The organism is Lysinibacillus sp. FSL W7-1291 (genome assembly GCF_038593415.1).
GTDB classification, from domain to species: Bacteria; Bacillota; Bacilli; order Bacillales_A; family Planococcaceae; genus Lysinibacillus; species Lysinibacillus fusiformis_D.
In genome coordinates this window covers 3888100-3905752 of the sequence record NZ_CP151994.1, presented here as the reverse complement: position 1 = coordinate 3905752, position 17653 = coordinate 3888100, and the positions used below count along the sequence as shown (strand labels likewise).

General features: G+C 36.9%; 18 protein-coding genes. 12 read left to right on the top strand and 6 right to left on the bottom strand.

What is annotated here, in order from left to right; translation table 11 throughout:
- Window positions 1-178: 178 nt before the first annotated feature.
- Window positions 179-1174 carry a M23 family metallopeptidase gene (locus tag NST76_RS19015; protein ID WP_036123406.1) on the bottom strand — a complete coding sequence of 332 codons (996 nt, stop codon included), beginning with the start codon at window positions 1172-1174 and terminating at the stop codon, window positions 179-181.
- 148 nt (window positions 1175-1322) lie between these two features.
- On the opposite strand from NST76_RS19015, the gene NST76_RS19010 reads away from it, so the two are divergent.
- The 3 genes from NST76_RS19010 (at window position 1323) to NST76_RS19000 (ending at window position 6053) form a co-directional block, all read left to right on the top strand.
- The gene (locus NST76_RS19010; protein ID WP_342544326.1) at window positions 1323-3272 is read left to right on the top strand and encodes a PrkA family serine protein kinase; all 1950 of its coding nucleotides are present in this window, start codon (window positions 1323-1325) and stop codon (window positions 3270-3272) included.
- Window positions 3273-3458: 186 nt separating this feature from the next.
- Complete coding sequence (yhbH, locus tag NST76_RS19005) at window positions 3459-4616, top strand: sporulation protein YhbH (protein WP_036123405.1); 1158 nt, start codon at window positions 3459-3461, stop codon at window positions 4614-4616.
- Between the two features lie 33 nt (window positions 4617-4649).
- Complete coding sequence (locus tag NST76_RS19000; protein ID WP_036123402.1) at window positions 4650-6053, top strand: SpoVR family protein; 1404 nt, start codon at window positions 4650-4652, stop codon at window positions 6051-6053.
- A 54-nt stretch (window positions 6054-6107) separates the two neighbouring features.
- Here the strand turns inward: NST76_RS19000 and NST76_RS18995 are convergent, their stop codons facing one another.
- Window positions 6108-6527, bottom strand: a complete 420-nt coding sequence (locus tag NST76_RS18995) for a hypothetical protein (RefSeq protein WP_036123400.1) — start codon at window positions 6525-6527, stop codon at window positions 6108-6110.
- Window positions 6528-6722: 195 nt separating this feature from the next.
- Between NST76_RS18995 and NST76_RS18990 the strand changes: the two genes are divergently transcribed.
- On the top strand, window positions 6723-7598 hold the full coding sequence (locus NST76_RS18990; protein ID WP_058844185.1) for a radical SAM/SPASM domain-containing protein: 876 nt from the start codon (window positions 6723-6725) through the stop codon (window positions 7596-7598).
- Window positions 7599-7628: 30 nt separating this feature from the next.
- Here the strand turns inward: NST76_RS18990 and NST76_RS18985 are convergent, their stop codons facing one another.
- Window positions 7629-8018, bottom strand: coding sequence for a helix-turn-helix transcriptional regulator (locus tag NST76_RS18985; RefSeq protein ID WP_004225641.1), 390 nt, complete (start codon window positions 8016-8018; stop codon window positions 7629-7631).
- A gap of 213 nt (window positions 8019-8231) precedes the next feature.
- Here NST76_RS18985 and NST76_RS18980 point away from each other — a divergent pair, with 213 nt between their 5' ends.
- Entirely contained in the window at window positions 8232-8879 is a 648-nt protein-coding gene (locus NST76_RS18980) for a hypothetical protein (RefSeq protein ID WP_342544325.1), read from the top strand.
- 55 nt (window positions 8880-8934) lie between these two features.
- Here NST76_RS18980 and NST76_RS18975 read toward each other — a convergent pair whose 3' ends face one another.
- Window positions 8935-10608, bottom strand: coding sequence for a ribonuclease J (locus tag NST76_RS18975; RefSeq protein ID WP_101966923.1), 1674 nt, complete (start codon window positions 10606-10608; stop codon window positions 8935-8937).
- Window positions 10609-10895: 287 nt separating this feature from the next.
- On the bottom strand, window positions 10896-11390 hold the full coding sequence (locus NST76_RS18970) for a L,D-transpeptidase family protein (RefSeq protein WP_141905447.1): 495 nt from the start codon (window positions 11388-11390) through the stop codon (window positions 10896-10898).
- An 89-nt stretch (window positions 11391-11479) separates the two neighbouring features.
- Between NST76_RS18970 and NST76_RS18965 the strand changes: the two genes are divergently transcribed.
- The 6 genes from NST76_RS18965 to NST76_RS18940 all read left to right on the top strand — a co-directional run bounded on the left by NST76_RS18965 (window position 11480) and on the right by NST76_RS18940 (window position 15053).
- Window positions 11480-11620 carry a hypothetical protein gene (locus NST76_RS18965; RefSeq protein WP_340809524.1) on the top strand — a complete coding sequence of 47 codons (141 nt, stop codon included), beginning with the start codon at window positions 11480-11482 and terminating at the stop codon, window positions 11618-11620.
- Window positions 11621-11665: 45 nt separating this feature from the next.
- The gene (locus NST76_RS18960) at window positions 11666-11875 is read left to right on the top strand and encodes a hypothetical protein (protein WP_058843711.1); all 210 of its coding nucleotides are present in this window, start codon (window positions 11666-11668) and stop codon (window positions 11873-11875) included.
- A 13-nt stretch (window positions 11876-11888) separates the two neighbouring features.
- Window positions 11889-12086 carry a hypothetical protein gene (locus NST76_RS18955; RefSeq protein WP_036123382.1) on the top strand — a complete coding sequence of 66 codons (198 nt, stop codon included), beginning with the start codon at window positions 11889-11891 and terminating at the stop codon, window positions 12084-12086.
- A gap of 76 nt (window positions 12087-12162) precedes the next feature.
- Window positions 12163-12351, top strand: coding sequence for a cysteine-rich CWC family protein (locus tag NST76_RS18950; RefSeq protein ID WP_342544323.1), 189 nt, complete (start codon window positions 12163-12165; stop codon window positions 12349-12351).
- A 100-nt stretch (window positions 12352-12451) separates the two neighbouring features.
- On the top strand, window positions 12452-13036 hold the full coding sequence (locus NST76_RS18945) for a DUF305 domain-containing protein (RefSeq protein ID WP_036123376.1): 585 nt from the start codon (window positions 12452-12454) through the stop codon (window positions 13034-13036).
- Between the two features lie 265 nt (window positions 13037-13301).
- Window positions 13302-15053 carry a methyl-accepting chemotaxis protein gene (locus NST76_RS18940; protein WP_340812154.1) on the top strand — a complete coding sequence of 584 codons (1752 nt, stop codon included), beginning with the start codon at window positions 13302-13304 and terminating at the stop codon, window positions 15051-15053.
- Window positions 15054-15096: 43 nt separating this feature from the next.
- Here NST76_RS18940 and NST76_RS18935 read toward each other — a convergent pair whose 3' ends face one another.
- Window positions 15097-15702, bottom strand: coding sequence for a metallophosphoesterase family protein (locus tag NST76_RS18935; RefSeq protein WP_058843707.1), 606 nt, complete (start codon window positions 15700-15702; stop codon window positions 15097-15099).
- 238 nt (window positions 15703-15940) lie between these two features.
- Between NST76_RS18935 and NST76_RS18930 the strand changes: the two genes are divergently transcribed.
- Window positions 15941-17437 (top strand): long-chain fatty acid--CoA ligase, encoded by a 1497-nt coding sequence (locus NST76_RS18930; RefSeq protein WP_089934608.1) that lies wholly within the window; start codon window positions 15941-15943, stop codon window positions 17435-17437.
- Window positions 17438-17653: the final 216 nt, after the last annotated feature.

Below are 17653 nucleotides of genomic sequence, written 5' to 3'. Positions count from 1 at the left end.
GGTAAAAATAGTTAAAAATAGTTTTTTAGTACAACCGTATAATGGGTTCTGGGTTGCCTGTAGTTAAATATATATAGATGTCTAACGACTAATGAATATATTTGCGTATAATTTTCCTATATAATAAGAAAAAAGCACCTGTAGCAAAATGCTTCAAGTGCCATGTATTATAAAAGATCTATTGTTTTTGTTTTTTTGCTTGCCGCTCCCATTGCAATAATGAAGGGTATGGATCAAAAGCCCATTCGGTTCTTCCATTAAATTTGTAAATACCATAATGAAGATGAGGAGGGAATTTTCCTGATGTACCTTCTTTCCCATATCCAGAGCTTCCCACATAGCCAAGCACCGTGCCAGGCTCTACAACAGAGCCTACCTCAATGTCCTTATGATAGCTACCAAGGTGGGCATAATAGTGATAGGAGTTATGATTATCACGAATACCAATACGCCAGCCACCAAATTGATTCCAGCCTTTTACCTCAACAATTCCATAGGAGGTAGATAAGACAGGGGTTCCATAACTTGCAAAAATATCGGTTCCTTCATGAATCCGACGTCCACCCCAGCCTCTATTGGCACCCCAAGTACCCCTGTAACTGTAATTCGAGCGAATATTGAGAGGGAAGGTATGTGCATCCAGTTCAATTGTTTTAAAATGTCTGTACAGTGTGGAAATCGTAAAAATTTGATTGACTGCTTCTTCACTTCCATAATATTCCCATAATGCTAATTTAAAATCCTCATCAGTCGTGCCGAATTTTCCTAAATAACTAGCCATTGAAAAAATGACATCCTCATCATCCTTTGGACTAGCGATTCCATCATGATTCCCATCAAGGCCCATACCACCGAAATAGCTAATCGTCTCAGGTGAGGTATCTTCCTTTACAGGATTTAATGCGCCTGACCAATATTCATCAGAAAATTGGATAGCCAAATAGCCTTCTCGTTTAGGGATATCTTTACGAACAGATTGGAGATTTCTTTCATACTGATCGATAGCCGCTAAAAAATGCCAAGGAATGAGTAATTCATCAAATTGTACATAATAGGACATACGCTGTTGTAAAGCTTCTTCTTCTGTTAGCTCCTCTTTTGCAAAAGAGGCAGTAGGGTACAGCATCATTCCTAAAAATAAAAATGTGAAAAGAAAAATAAAATGGCGATGCAATGATGGACCTCCTTTCTAACGTTAGAATAACCGAAATTTTTATCTTCATTCAGTAAGCTTAAACAGCCAATAAATCCGCAATCTTTTTATCCCTAAAAAAGAAATAATAAGAAGAAACGTCGTCAAAGAAAAAGTAATGGGTATCATCATGCCATTAACTTCATACTATGTTATAAATCAAGCCCTGAATGGAGGGAAGGCTATTAACATTTTAGATAAAGTGAAAAACTATCGCGAAGAAGAAAATAGGCTGAAGTGGGAAGGGACATTTGCAGATTATTTAAACATCATTAGGGAAAGACCTGAAGTTGCTCAAACAGCCCATTCACGCGTCTACAATATGATAAAAAGTTCTGGTGTAGAGGAACGCGATGGGCAAAAAATGTACAAATTTTTCGGACAAGAAATTTTTGGGCTTGAAACAGCAATTGAAAGACTGGTGGAGGAATATTTCCATCCAGCAGCGCGCAGGTTAGATGTTAGAAAACGTATTTTATTATTAATGGGACCTGTTAGTGGTGGTAAATCAACAATCGTTACTTTACTGAAGCGTGGATTAGAACAATATTCGCGCACAGATGAGGGTGCGGTTTACGCAATTAAGGGATGTCCTATGCATGAAGATCCATTACATTTAATTCCACATCATTTGCGTAATGAATTTTTTGAAGAGTATGGTATAAGAATTGAAGGAAGTTTATCGCCTTTAAATACGATGCGTCTTGAAAAGGAATACGATGGGCGTATTGAAAACGTGATGATTGAACGTATTACCTTTTCGGAAGATAAACGTGTGGGCATCGGAACATTTACACCATCAGATCCTAAATCACAGGATATTGCTGATTTAACAGGAAGTATTGATTTTTCTACTATTGGTGAGTTTGGTTCAGAATCAGATCCACGAGCATATCGCTTCGATGGGGAACTCAATAAAGCCAATAGAGGTATGATGGAATTCCAGGAGATGCTGAAACTCGATGAGAAATTCTTGTGGAACTTATTATCTCTAACACAGGAAGGAAATTTCAAAGCGGGGAGATTCGCTTTAATTAGTGCAGATGAATTAATCGTTGCTCATACAAACGAAACGGAGTATCGATCCTTTATTTCGAACAAGAAGAATGAGGCTTTACATTCTCGAATTATCGTTATGCCGATACCGTATAACTTAAAAGTTAGTCAGGAAGAGCATATATATCAAAAGATGATAAAAGAGAGTGATATGTCCCACGTCCATATTGCACCGCATGCTTTAAAGGCCGCAGCAATCTTTTCGGTTCTCACTAGATTAGAAGTGCCGAAAAAACAAGGTGTGGATCTGATTAAGAAAATGCGCTTGTACGACGGAGAAAATGTGGAGGGATTTAATTCCGTTGACTTGGAGGAGCTGAAAAAAGAGTTTCCGAGCGAAGGGATGAACGGTATTGATCCACGCTATATCATTAACCGTATTTCTTCTGCTATTATTCGTAAAGAGGTGCCATCGATTAATGCATTAGATGTTTTACGGGCACTGAAGGATGGATTAGATCAGCATGCTTCTATTTCTCAAGAGGATCGCGAAAAATATATGAATTACATTGCGGTTGCACGTAAGGAATATGATGAAATTGCTAAAAATGAAGTACAAAAGGCTTTTGTGTACTCCTATGAAGAATCGGCAAAATCATTGATGAACAATTACCTTGATAATGTAGAGGCATTTTGTAATAAAAATAAGCTATACGATCGACTAACTGGTGAGGAAATGAATCCTGACGAAAAATTAATGCGCTCGATTGAGGAGCAAATTGGTATTTCAGAAAATGCTAAAAAGGCATTTCGTGAGGAAATTCTCATTCGTATTTCTGCTTATGCACGAAAAGGTAAACGATTTGACTACAACTCTCATGAAAGATTGCGAGAAGCGATTCAAAAGAAATTATTTGCGGACTTGAAAGATGTTGTGAAAATTACTACTTCTTCTAAAATGCCAGATGAATCTCAACTGAAGAAAATTAATGAGGTTGTTGCAAGACTAGTTGATGAACATGGCTATAACACAACATCGGCAAATGAGCTGCTGCAATATGTAGGAAGTCTACTCAATCGGTAATTAATTTTCACCTTGATTTGGATTGTTACAAGTCAGATAGGAGTGTCCCAATTTTAGGGCACTCCTTTTACTATCAGGACAAGGGATTAATATAGATGCACAATTCATTTTACGAAAAAAGTTCAAGAATTTGGCTCACAAGCATAGTATAGAAAAAGCGAATTTGATAGATGGGTGAGGATAAAAATGACTGAACACGAAAATAAACGCTTTGTCATCTCTCAGGAAAATTGGTCTCTCCATCGTAAAGGGCACCAGGACCAGCAACGCCATATGGAAAAAGTGAAGGATGCGATTAAAAATAATTTACCCGATTTAGTTAGTGAAGAGAGTATTGTGATGTCTAATGGTCGCGAGGTTATTAAAATACCGATTCGTTCACTTGATGAATATAAAATTCGATATAACTATGATAACTCTAAGCATGTAGGGCAAGGACAAGGGGATAGTAGTGTTGGAGATGTAGTAGCTCGAGATGGCAGTAAAGCAAATCAGGCTCAAGGTAAAGGAAAAGAGGCGGGTGACAAGCCTGGCCAAGATTATTATGAAGCGGAAGTCAGTATTGAGGAAATTCAGAACGTCTTATTTCATGAACTTGAGTTACCTAATTTACAACAAAAAGAAAAAGCAGATATTAAAACCGAAAAAATAGAGTTTAATGATATTCGAAAAAAAGGGCTAATGGGCAATGTTGATAAAAAACGTACGATTCTAAATGCAATAAAGCGCAATGCCATGAAAGGGAAAGCTGAAATTACGCCAATCCATAATGATGATTTACGTTTCAAGACGTGGGATGAGATTGAAAAGCCCGAATCCAAAGCAGTAGTACTTGCCATGATGGATACGAGTGGTTCGATGGGAGCTTTTGAAAAATATTGTGCACGGAGCTTCTTCTTTTGGATGACGAAGTTTTTACGCTCCAAGTATGAAACAGTGGAAATAGAATTTATTGCCCATCATACAGAGGCGAAGGTGGTCACGGAGGAGGAATTTTTCACAAAGGGAGAAAGTGGAGGAACTATTTGTTCGTCAGCTTATAAAAAGGCACTGGAATTGATTGAAGGTAAATATCATCCTTCTCGCTATAATATTTATCCTGTACATTTCTCAGATGGTGAAAATATTTCAATGGATAATGAAAAGTGTTTGAAACTGGTGGGAGAGTTAATGGATGTCTCCAGTATGTTTGGCTATGGTGAGGTGAACCAACATAACCGTTTTTCAACACTTATGTATACTTACAAGAAAATTGATGATCCCAAATTTAGATACCATGTTTTGAGAAAAAAGGGCGATGTATACGATGCCTTAAAGAGCTTTTTCAAAAAAAATGAAGAGTGAGCTCAGCACCACGTTCAAAGGAGGCGGCGTAAAATGGACACGAAAGAGCTTCACCGAGCAATAGATGAAATTACCGAAATTGCCTCAAGCTTTGGCTTAGATTTCTATCCAATGCGTTATGAAATTTGTCCAGCAGATATTATTTATACATTTGGCGCCTATGGTATGCCTACGCGTTTTTCCCATTGGAGCTTTGGAAAACAATTTCATAAAATGAAGCTTCAATATGACTTAGGGCTTAGTCAGATTTATGAGCTTGTGATCAATTCTAATCCATGCTATGCATTTTTATTGGATACCAATACGTTAACTCAAAATAAATTGATTATCGCTCACGTATTAGCACACTGTGATTTCTTTAAAAATAATGTGCGTTTTTCCAACACTAGAAAAGACATGGTAGAGAGCATGACGGCAACGGCTGAACGAATAGCTGGCTATGAAAGAGAATATGGCAAGGATGAGGTTGAGCAGTTTTTAGATGCAGTGTTAGCTATTCAAGAGCATATTGATCCCTCCATTATACGTCCTAAGCTATCTTGGAGTGAGGATGAGGAGCTTGAAGATGAAAAAACACCAGCAAAATCACCATACGATGATTTGTGGAGCATCGAAGAAAAAGAAAAAGTGTATAAACCTATTAGACGAAGATTAAAGCAATTTCCACCAAAGCCAGAAAAGGATATCCTGTTATTCCTAGAGGAGTATAGCCGTGAGTTGGAAGACTGGCAACGAGATATATTAACAATGATGCGAGAGGAAATGCTTTATTTTTGGCCACAATTGGAAACGAAAATAATGAATGAGGGATGGGCTTCCTTCTGGCATCAACGAATCATGCGAGAATTAAAATTAACAACCGCTGAGACAATCGAATTCGCCAAGTTAAATGCAGGGGTTGTCCAGCCGTCCAAAACATCAATTAATCCATATTACCTTGGGATAAAGATTTTTGAGGATATTGAAAATCGCTATAATAACCCTACAGAGGAAATGAAGCGGTTAGGCGTGCAGCCAAACACCGGACGTGAAAAAATCTTTGAGGTAAGAGAGATAGAATCAGATATTTCCTTTATTCGAAACTACCTAACCAAAGATTTGGCAAAGCGAGAAGATTTATATTTGTTCCAAAAGAAAGGGAATGAATATCGTATCACTGATAAAGATCATGAGATGGTACGAGATCAGCTTGTATCGATGCGTGTAAACGGCGGCTTCCCATATATTGTGGTGAAAAATGGCGATTATTTACGTAATGGTGAGCTCTACTTAGTACATGGTTACGAAGGGATGGAGTTAGATCCGCAGTATTTAGAAAATGTATTACCTTATATTTATCAACTATGGGGTCGCCCGGTACATTTAGAAACATACGTGGATAATAAGCCAATGCTCTATTCATATGATGGTACAAAAAATTATAAACGTAATGTCTAATAAAAACTTCTATCTGTTGACAGCTTGCTCAAACAGATAGAAGTTTTTTAGATCCTACTGCTCACTATCTTCAGTTAACACATCCATGTCCTCTTCATTACTTTCACTATGATTTGAAGATGAATGGATATCGCTATCAATTACTAAGCTATCCCGTACTTTTATTCCTTGCTGGCCACCTGCCTCGTCATTATGATTACCAGCTATACCACTTCTGCCATTTCCATCAGCAAATTGAGAATGAACATTGCGTGTATGACTACCGTTACTAGCATTTTGTCCACCTTGGTTGGCATTTGTACCTACATCATGATTGATTTGACCTCCACCTTCTGCTCGCTGTTCAAAGTGAAAGTCTGTATTTCCTATATTGAATGTAAAATTAATAGTTATATGATTTTTCCCTTGCTTATTAGAGGATTCCCGCTCAGGTTCGTCAGGTCCAAAAAAATTTTTAGAACTAAAACCAGACATTATTTCTCCTCCTTTCGTTTAATATACTATTAACATATTAGCGCTTCGTAAACCCACTTGTACGTGTAGCCATGTTATCTAGAGAAAAGGTAGGAGTGTCCAGAGGTAAACTCAACGATTTTTGCTATCTATCCAATAAATTTGTTAAAATGAATGAGATTTGATTATTTAGTGAATGGGAACGGAGAAGCAACGTTGAGAACATTTAAAAAGGTTTATATAGAAATAACGAGTGTTTGTAATTTAGCATGTAGTTTTTGTCCTCCTACAGCTCGTGCAAAAGGACTTATAAAAGTCGAACAATTTAATAAAATATTAGACGAAATTCGCCCACATACCAAATATATTTATTTGCATGTCAAAGGAGAGCCACTTTTACACCCAAGGATCGACCAGCTATTAGATGCCGCCCATGCAAAGGGATTTAAAGTCAATATCACAACAAATGGGACACTTATCAAAAAGAATCGGGAAAAAATATTAGGAAAACCGGCATTACGTCAAATTAATTTCTCATTGCATAGTTTTGATGGGCATGAAGGTTCTGAAAACCGTGAAAAGTATTTGGGGGATATTTTGGATTTTGTGCGGGATGCTAGAGAATATAAGACCATCATTTCCTATCGTTTATGGAATTTACAACAGGATCATGTTTCGGATGTTGCAGCACGTCGAAATCGTGAGACATTAGAAATATTAGAAAACGAGTATAATCTTGATTATCACATTGAAGAAAGAGTAGAGCCTGGTAAAGGGGTAAAAATTGCTCCTCATGTTTATTTGAATCAGGATCATGAATTTAAATGGCCGAGCTTGCTTGAACAAGAGGACGAGGGTAAAGGTTTTTGTCATGCATTGCGTAGTCAAGCAGCTATTCTTGTGGATGGAACAGTTGTACCTTGCTGCTTAGATGGTGAAGGTGTCATTAATTTAGGAAATGTTCATGAGAAATCCTTCTCAGAAATTGTGGAGGGAGAACGTGCCAATAAGATTGTAGATGGCTTCTCACGAAGAGAGGCTGTTGAGGAACTATGCAGAAAATGTGGCTATCGTCAAAAGTTTGGTATGTAGCTATTATTGAAAAGAAGCAGCTCCGATGTGTCATTGACCATTGGAGCTGTTTTTCTTCGATTGGGAATCAATCGTATCTAAAAAATCCTTCGTAATACGAACTACGTATTTTACCTCGTCTAAGTTACGTTCTCTTAATAATGATCGATGAATGTCTAGCATGAGGTTCTTTTCCTCAATATCAGTAACGCCAGATAATTTTTGAAAATTAAAAAGCTCCTCAGGGGTAATATCCAATGCCTTCATAATTGTTTCCAATGTACTAAGGGTAATATTAGATTGTCCATGTTCGATATTGGAAACGCGTCCTTTACTGAAACCTAACTTCCCTGTTCTTTCAGCCACTTCTTCTTGGCTTAGCCCTTTGGATAATCTAATAATACGGAGTTGTTCACCTACTAGCTTTAAAAAATCTGACATATGATTCACCTCTATGTTAAAAGCTAGTGAAAAATAGTGGAAATGACTATACTATTATAGTGGTATAATAGAGAAAATGTACCGTTAAAATGGTACAATGTTTAATGAGAAATCTTTTATTAGACAAATAGCCTAAATAAGTTACTAGGTAAAAGGCGTTAGTGAAGGTTGCTTTAAGGGTATAAAATGGGACAGGGGATTGGAGGATCAAACATGGTGAAGCAGTTTTTTATAGAAGAAGTAGCAAAAATCCAAATGGGTAATAGCATGATGAATGATACAAGTTTTGCGAGAGAAGGCACTCCTTTCATAACCGAAAAAACGCTAATGAAATTAATAATAGAAGATGATTTTAGTCAAGTACCGAGAGTTGATCATACAATGGATTCGCTGACTATGTCACAAGTGCCTGCTAAAAGTATCCTTCTTAACAAAATCAATTTGAAAGAATCCTCAATTTATCAGTGTAAAAAGGCTGTATGTATTGGTCAGGATATTATTGCCATCATCCCTAATGAATCGATAATTGTCAGTGATTATTTATTGCACTTTTTAAAATGGTATCAAGTAAATAATGACGTGTGTAATGTCTATCATTTAATGATTGAATTACCACCGATTGCTATTCAGCTTCACATAGCACAGCTATTAAACGCTATCCAATATTTATTAGTTAATAAAGATTCTTTAGTAACGGCGATAGAGGGACTCCCACAGTATTTTAATGATATTTCAAAGCAAGTAAAACAGCATTCAAATGACATACATTATGGCTTTGAACAGCTCCAACGGCAATATATTGATATGTTACATATATTTTTTAATGGTGATTTTTTGAATGATCCTTTTAGTGTTAAGTGATTGAACAAAACAGAAATCGGTGCAAGATGGATTGTTCAATCCTTGCACCGATCAGTTATATTTCAATAATAATTGGTAAAACCATAGGCTTTCGTTTAGTTTGGTTAAATAAATATTGTCCTACTGCTCTTTTGATTTCACGTCGTAGAACATGGATTTGCTGTCTGTTTTCTTCTTGTAGTTCTACAACGATTTCTTTGGTAAGCACATTGACCTTATTCAACAGCTCCTCGAAATCCTTCGCATAAACAAAACCACGGGATATGGTATCAGGTTCTGAAATAAAAGCACCATCTACTTTATTGAGTGTTAGGACGATGACAAGCATTCCGTCTTCTGAAAGCTGCTTGCGATCACGAAGGACAATGCCTTCAACTTCACCTATGCCGATTCCATCAACATACGTATCACCTGCTGGAATTTTACGAGTTTGTCGTGCCTTCGAGTTTTCAATATCAACGACATCGCCGTTTTTCATAATAAAGGTATTCCCTTTTTGGACACCAACCGCTTCTGCTAATAAGCGATGCTGGTGTAGCATGCGGAATTCACCATGAATAGGTATGAAAAATTGTGGCTTCATAAATGTTAGCATAAGCTTCAGATCTTCTTGATGACCATGTCCTGAAACATGCATGCCTGTATGGCTGGAAGATCCATAAATAACTTTTGCACCAAGCTGAAACAAATTATCCACAATCCGCGATACACCCTTCTCATTGCCTGGAATTGGGGAGGCCGCTAAAATAACCGTATCATCTGGTAGAATTTTCACTTCACGATGGTTGCCATTTGCTAAACGGGCAAGCGCAGCTAGTGGCTCGCCTTGGCTACCTGTGCAAAGTACCACGACCTCCTCTGGTGGAAGGTATTTCACTTCTCGTGCATCAATTAACATATCTTCTGGAACAAATAAATAGCCCCGTTCTATCGCTACATCAACAACATTGACCATGCTGCGTCCCAATAAAGCTAACTTTCTATTGGTAGCAATAGCTGCATGTACGATTTGTTGGATACGATTAACGTTTGAAGCAAAGGTCGAAATGATTACTTTCCGTTCAGCATGTAAAAAAGCATCCTCAATATGGTGACCAACAAGCTGTTCAGAAGGTGTCAAACCTGGCCTCTCTGCATTCGTACTTTCCGAGATAAGAACGAGCACTCCTTTTGAACCAATTTCAGCCATTTTATGAATATCGGCAAATTGATTATTAACGGGTGTTAAATCAAATTTAAAATCGCCAGTATGGACTACGTTCCCTTCAGGAGTGCCCATTACGATTCCTAAACAATCAGGTATACTATGATTAGTTCTAAAGAAACTAATATCCATTTGTCCTAAATGTAGAGCGGAGTCAGCGTGAATTTCAATTAAATCGGTTTCTCTTAACAGCTTATGTTCTTTGAGCTTTAATTCGATAAGCCCTAGAGTAAAACGAGTAGCATACACAGGCACATTCAATTTTTTTAATAAATAGGGGATACCACCGATGTGATCTTCATGACCATGCGTAACAATTAGAGCCTTCACTTTTTCTTTATTTTCCAGTAAATAAGTAATATCAGGAATAATTAAATCAATACCAAGTAAGGTTTCATCTGGAAATTTTGCTCCGCAATCAATAATGATGATGTCATCTGCATATTGTACTACATACATATTTTTTCCAATTTCATTAATGCCTCCTAAGGCAAATATGGATAATAACTGTTTACTTGTGGACAACGTATTCCCTCCTATAGCTCTCCTTTAACTATAGGTAGTATAGCTTTTAGCATTTCATCCTATACGAAAACAATAATGCTACTAATTGTATTTCACGAAATGGGGTAAATCATTGTCTAATTTTGTGGCATATACATAGGGATTGGTTAGAAATCATGCTCAATTTATTCATGATGCACTTTATCCCTCAAAAAAAGGTGATATGCAATTTGCCCAGACAAGCGAACAGGATTAAACATAACAAGAGGCTATCTATTTTGGTTTACAACTATAGATAGTCTCTTTCGTTAGGGATGAATCACTACTTCTGTACCAATAGGGACGATGCTGGCAAGCTCTTCAACATCTTGATTTTGCATTCGTATACAACCATGTGAAACAGCATGCCCAATAGAGCTAGGATCATTTGTGCCATGAATTCCATAATGTTCTTTAGAGAGACTCATCCACATCGTTCCAAAAGGACCACCAGGGTTTGGAGCTTTATTGATGATAATAAAACTGCCTACTGGTGTTTCATGAAGCATGCGTCCGACTGCGATAGGGTATTGTTTTTGAAGGATATTATTTCTATATAAACGTAGCCAGCGATTATTGGTAGATATTTCGATACGGTAAGGAATTGTATCGGGATTTGGCAAGCCCGGGATGACAATTTGTTGACCAATAAAAAGATGATCAGGCTGGATTCCTGGGTTAGCAGCAATAATGGATGCCAACGGAGTACGATAGTCCTGAGCAATTTGAGTCAGTGTTTCTCCAGCTTTAACTGTATGAATCAATCATTATTCCCTCCTCTGCAAAGGTTTATGATTTTACTATATGCTTCAAAAGATTTGATATTGAATCACAACAAGAAGCAGAGAAATTAGTGAAAAGTGAACGCGATCAATATATCTCCTTTACGGATAGTAGGGGCATCTACCTTGAATTGCACACAAAGCATGTACGAGTGATTCAAATAGCTGAATATCATCGAATGGATAAAGGTGCAAAAGGGAGTGACACATAATCTGTCCAGCTTTACACACATTATAGAGAAAGGAGTGTGACAGAAATGGACATGAGTAAAGTACCACATGAAAAGAAAATGTTTATGAATTTAAATAGCAAGGACAAACCTGACATGGTTGAATCAGATACAATTAGTCTTTTCGATTTGCATGAAGATATGCAAACTGTCGACGCCATTCCAGTAGAGGAGCTCAATAAACGAGTAAAAAGAGAAGGCGATGAATTAATTGAAATGCAGCCAGATGAATTGTAGGAGGTAAAACGCTATGAATCATGAAAAAGAAGCCCATTTTACATCTGCGGGCACGAATATTAATGAAGTAAAGCAAAAAAATGCAGATGCAGGATTATCCTATAATGAGGTAAAGGCATTGTTAGCTAAAAGTGGAGGGCAGGGAACGGCCATTTATAGTGACACAGATATAGAAGAAGTAAAGCAAGATATACACAAGCACCAACAATAAGCGTAGTGGGAGGAGTAAGTATTGAATGCTCTTCCTTTTTTTATTTTACAATGGTAGGTAAAGGAGGTGCAGGAACATGTCAACTGGAGAAGAGAGCTGTCCATTATGTGGGGGAGAAAATCATTGTGGAGTAGCAAAAGGTGAAAAAGGGTGCTGGTGTATGACGGTGCACTTTCCAGAAAAGCTATTAAATGCAGTGCAAACGGAGCAAAGGACATGTATTTGTCCAATATGCTTAGATACATATAGGAAAGAACAAGGATAATTTTTACGATGAATGAGGCTGTAAATATGGAGTCATTGGTACAATTGTCTATCGCACAACAACCTAGCGGGCATACATTACTCTGAAAGGAGTGTGTCTTATGGCTAAACCAATTGAACTCAGTAATGTAACAAAGGCATATTTAGAGGAATATCAGCGAATCCTCAAAAAAATGATGCAGGGCATGACCTATGTAACGATTACTTGTAGTATTTCTGAAAATTTTATTAAGCAAATTATCCCTCATCAAGTTGCAGCAATTCAAATGTCCGAAAACGTTTTACGCTATACAACGAATATCCCTGTACAAAATCTTGCATTAGAAATTATTCGAACTCACACAGAAATGGTTGAGAGTCTTGAAGCGATACAAAATCGATGTTGTGTCGTGCAAAATTCAGAGTATGAATTATACGAGTATATGTGTGCTTATAAAGAAATTACAGAAGCTATGTTCAATGCAATGTGTGCACCACCAGTATCGAATAGCATTAATATCAATTATCTACGAGAAATGATTGTCCATCATCAGGGTGGTATCCGTCTGGCACAAAATGTGCTGAGATTCTGTATTTGCCAAGAATTAATCCCTATTTTACGTTGTATGATTCAAACACTTTGTGAGCAACTAGAAGTTATGGAAAAGTTACTGGATAGCTTACAAAATTGTGATTGCGAATGCTAACACTTTATGTGAAACGCTAAAGTCAGACATGATTTTAGCGTTTTTTCTGTGTAAAAATAGTGTTTAACAGGGAAAATGAGAAATTGTCAATAAAGTGGACAAAAGAATAAGACGGTGTAAAGAATTTTTTGAAAATCTATTTTTGTATTAGTGTTGTTGGTAAAATATATATGTTTTATTAGTTGAAGGTAATGAAGAAAGATCTATAATTCGTTTTAAAATATTGGTAATTTTTATTTACTTTATTACAAAAGGAGTGGTAACAATGTTCAAAAGGAAGAAAATAAATCAAAATTATGATTATTTCTCAGCTGCGAAAAATTCAGATATTGAGGCTAATGAACGCTTTAAAGAAAAGCTAGATTTTCTTGCTTTATCTAGAATTAGAAGAGAATCTGTTGGATTTTTACGCAAAATCTATGAAAATAATCGCCAACAAATACTCGACAATTTTTATGATCGTTTATTGGAAATTCCAGAATTTAACCAAGTTATCAATACGCATTCATCAGTAGAGCGTTTAAAAGGGCTTTTTGATTCACATTTTATAAGCCTATTTGATGATGAATTAGATTTAGATTATGTATTTAAACGACGTAAAATCGCTTATGTACATGCCCGAATCGGTGTACTGCCGAACTGGATGATTTCTGCCTATACGCTCATTAACCAATTAATCATACCGCTGATTGTCAAAGAGCTATCACGCGATCAAGAAAAAATGCTGGATGTCCTATTGTCTTATGATAGTCTAGTAACGATCGACCAACAGATCATTTTAGAAACCTATATTGAAATTCAGGCTGGCTCTGTTGTAAATGGTTTAGGTGAAATTATTACTTATAATACCCAGTTAGATACGATTAAGGAATTGATTGAATTTCAAGATATTCAGCAACAGGAGATTGTTGCAGCAGATCGATTGATGCACGAGCTAGATGAGAGTATTGAAGAAATCGCCGCATCTGTTGGTGATATTTCAGCCCAAACAAAGCATGCCTTTAAAAAATTAAATCAGGATTTAGAATCGTTACAACAAGTATCATCCATTTTACAAACAACCGATGAAGGTCATAAATCCATGCAGGAGGATATAAAGCGTTTAGTGGAACGTGTCAATAGTGTAGCGAAGCTGATGGAATTAATTAAGCGAATTGCAGATCAAACAAATTTATTGGCTTTAAATGCTTCTATTGAGGCGGCTCGTGCTGGAGAAGCGGGTAAAGGCTTTGCAGTTGTTGCGGAGGAAGTTCGAAAGCTTGCTGATGATACAAGTACATCTGTCAAATCTATACATACAGATATACAGGAGCTACTACATATTACGCATAATATTAGTTCACTAACAACTCAATTTTCACAGGATTTACATCAAGGCGTCACGGATACCTTACATATTTCACAGACGCTTGCAGAGATAAATAAAAGTTTACAGCAGCAAGGAGCTCGCTTTGAGGAAATTGCCACAACGACAAAGGTACAAGCACAATCTGCTACAACTATTTCTGAACGTAACCATACTATCACGGAGAGTATGCAAAAAAGTAAGATCATCGTTTTTGATATGGGCTCGGCTATCTACAAGTTAAGTAAAATGATTGACGGATACCGATCAACAACAATTTCTAAAAATTTTATTATTAGTCAGGAGGATATTATTGAATTAGCTATTACAGACCATTTATTATGGCGCTGGAAAATCTATAATCTACTGCTTGGCTTTGAAACAATGACAGAGCAGGATGTTGGCTCACCACAGGAGTCGCGCCTTGGTGAATGGTATTATGGTACAGGGAAAAAGCTACTAGGTGAAGAGCGTGTCTATGTAGAGTTAGAACAACCATTTATTCATGTCCATGATATAGCTAAAAAGGCGGTACGAGAATATAATATAGGCAATAAAAGGGAGGCTGAAAAATATCTGAAGGAAATTACAGAAGAGTCATATATTGTAATTGAAAAACTAAAGGCCTTAAAGGAAATTTTATTGAACGGGAAAAAACAATATATTCACTAAAAATTTGAGAGCAAGCTAATGCTGGGATTAGCTTGCTCTTTTTTTATATTTCTATTGACGAATCAATAGATGGGACACACATAAATGTTACGGTGCGCTGTGTGCTATCATAAAGACACCATTCACGGTGGTCGACAACAGAACCAACATTGACACCATACTGTTTATTTTGTAAGGCAATTGGTTGGCCATAGCGAATACGAATGGGTAGTTTCTTTTGCTGATGATAAAGGCCTGATTCATGACTATGACCAAAGAAAAACAGTGGCTTATGAAAAGGAAGGAATGTTGGCTGCCAGCTTACACTCCATTTAAATTGATGTCCGTGTATTAGTGTCGCACCATCTATCTCTATCGTCTCAGGTAAAGCCTGAAAACGTTCGATGCCAGTGACCTGCGTAATGCGTTCCTCTTGATTACCTCTTATAGAGGGGAAGGTTAGTAATTCTTCAAATTCGCTTTCTACTATGGCTGCCTTTTGTAAAGGTAAGCCAGATAAGGTTTGCGCTTTTTTCTTACTGACGGTGCATTCATATAAATCACCTAAACCAATGATTTTTGCTTCCTCTGCTGTTTGTTGAATATGAGCTAGAACAGCTTTAGTATCTTCTATATTAGAATGTAAATCTCCTAAAAGTGCATAAAGCATGTCAATCCGGCCTTTCCTAAAAATAATCGTACAAATATCATACACCCAATAGAAATTGATAGAAAAGTAAAACGTCTAAGAATATTTCGTTACTTCTACTTCATATTTTGAATGTGTAGAAAAATTGCCATGAAACGCATTGCTTGTTAAAATATAATCATAATTTTCTGAATTTTTAGTAGTTTCATAGTTTCAGACACTATCCAGCATTAAAAAATGAATTTTTGGAGGGTTTATAATGACGATGTACATGACAGATATTCTTGAAAACTATGCTGTGCAACAACCGAATGCAATTGCAACCTTGTATGATGGAAAAAAGTTGAGCTATCGCGATTTTTATCAACGTGTAGAAAGATTTGCAGCATACCTACAAGAACAGGATTTTGAAAAAGATGATGTGATTGCATTATATACGCTCAATTCAGATTTGTTTTTAATCGCTTATTTAGGTGTCCAACTAGCAGGTTTTATTGTGATGCCTATTAACACTAAATTAGCAGCACCTGAGGTTGATTTTATTTTTAATCATTCACAAGCAAAGGGTCTCATTTATGATGAAAGGCTAGCAGAAGCATTGGAGGATGTTGCCTATACATTCCAACATACGATTGGATTTAAAGAAATGAGAAACATTTTTGAAAATGAGGGATGTGAAAGAAAGCTTGTACAATTAGAGGCCCATGATACAGCAGTGGTCATGTATACTTCTGGGACAACAGGTAAACCAAAGGGCGTCATGCTAACACATCAAAATATCTTGGCTACTGCCGATATTTGGTCTTCTTCAATGAAAATGTCTAGCAAGGACAAGATGTTTATTTGTACACCTTTATTCCATTGTGCTGGCCTGCACGTCTTTGCTATGCCAATGTTCTATCAAGGAGGAACAGTTGTTATCGAAGAAGCATTTTCACCAACAAAAACGTTAGCGCAAATTGCCGCAACTGAAGCGACTATTTTCTTTGGTGTTCCATCCATGTATACCATCATTTTAAATACGCCTGGATTTAAGGAACATAGCTTTCATCATTTACGTTTATTATGTTACGGGGCTGCTCCAATGCCTTATGAGCTCGTAAAGCAAGTGAAAGAGGCATTTTCAAATGTAAAGGTTCAAAATCTCTATGGTCAAACCGAAAATTCACCTGCAGCTACCTCTTTATTAGATAGGGATGCATTAACGAAAATTGGCTCTGTTGGGAAGCCATTAGCTCAGACGGAGGTATGCGTGGTTGATAGTGAAGGAAAGTCAGTACCAGCTGGCGAGGTTGGCGAAATTTGTGTTAAAGGGCCACAAGTAATGAAAGGTTATTTGCGCAATCCAGAGGAAACAGCTAGAACGATAAGAGATGGCTGGCTCTATTCAGGAGATTTAGGACGCTTTGATGAGGAAGGTTATTTATATATTGTAGATCGGAAAAAAGATATGATCATCCGTGGAGGGGAAAATATTTACCCGATTGAAGTGGAAGAAGTGCTATATCAAATGCCAGAAATTTTAGAGGCAGCAGTGATAGGATTACCACATGAAGTATATGGAGAGGTGCCAAAAGCATTTATTGTATTAAAGGAAGGGCAGTCACTCGATGAAAAGGCAATATTATCTTACTGCCAAACAAGACTTGCCAAATATAAAGTACCGTATGAAATTGCATTTTTAGTAGAACTGCCGCGCAATGCTTCAGGTAAGGTGTTAAAGCATACATTACGACCTAAAGTGACGACGATTTAAGTACTATCCACGATGCATAGGCATAATTGTTAGCCAGTTTTTTCAAGCTTACTCGCAAGTTTCTGTGTACCTGCCGCTTCGCTTTCCATACAAAAAATTATGTCCTGAAATAAGATAAAATAGGAACGATTATAAAAGTATCGTATAATAGAGTCTACGACAAATTGAATAAATAGAATGGCGAAGGGATTACTCTTCCAATTAGAATAGGAGCGG

Coding starts and splice junctions, on each gene's coding strand:
- NST76_RS19010 (WP_342544326.1), top strand. CDS start 1,323: ATGCCATTAACTTCATACTATGTTATAAATCAAGCCCTGAATGGAGGG.
- yhbH (WP_036123405.1), top strand. CDS start 3,459: ATGACTGAACACGAAAATAAACGCTTTGTCATCTCTCAGGAAAATTGG.
- NST76_RS19000 (WP_036123402.1), top strand. CDS start 4,650: ATGGACACGAAAGAGCTTCACCGAGCAATAGATGAAATTACCGAAATT.
- NST76_RS18995 (WP_036123400.1), bottom strand. CDS start 6,527: ATGTCTGGTTTTAGTTCTAAAAATTTTTTTGGACCTGACGAACCTGAG.
- NST76_RS18985 (WP_004225641.1), bottom strand. CDS start 8,018: ATGTCAGATTTTTTAAAGCTAGTAGGTGAACAACTCCGTATTATTAGA.
- NST76_RS18980 (WP_342544325.1), top strand. CDS start 8,232: ATGGTGAAGCAGTTTTTTATAGAAGAAGTAGCAAAAATCCAAATGGGT.
- NST76_RS18960 (WP_058843711.1), top strand. CDS start 11,666: ATGGACATGAGTAAAGTACCACATGAAAAGAAAATGTTTATGAATTTA.
- NST76_RS18955 (WP_036123382.1), top strand. CDS start 11,889: ATGAATCATGAAAAAGAAGCCCATTTTACATCTGCGGGCACGAATATT.
- NST76_RS18950 (WP_342544323.1), top strand. CDS start 12,163: ATGTCAACTGGAGAAGAGAGCTGTCCATTATGTGGGGGAGAAAATCAT.
- NST76_RS18945 (WP_036123376.1), top strand. CDS start 12,452: ATGGCTAAACCAATTGAACTCAGTAATGTAACAAAGGCATATTTAGAG.
- NST76_RS18940 (WP_340812154.1), top strand. CDS start 13,302: ATGTTCAAAAGGAAGAAAATAAATCAAAATTATGATTATTTCTCAGCT.
- NST76_RS18935 (WP_058843707.1), bottom strand. CDS start 15,702: ATGCTTTATGCACTTTTAGGAGATTTACATTCTAATATAGAAGATACT.
- NST76_RS18930 (WP_089934608.1), top strand. CDS start 15,941: ATGACGATGTACATGACAGATATTCTTGAAAACTATGCTGTGCAACAA.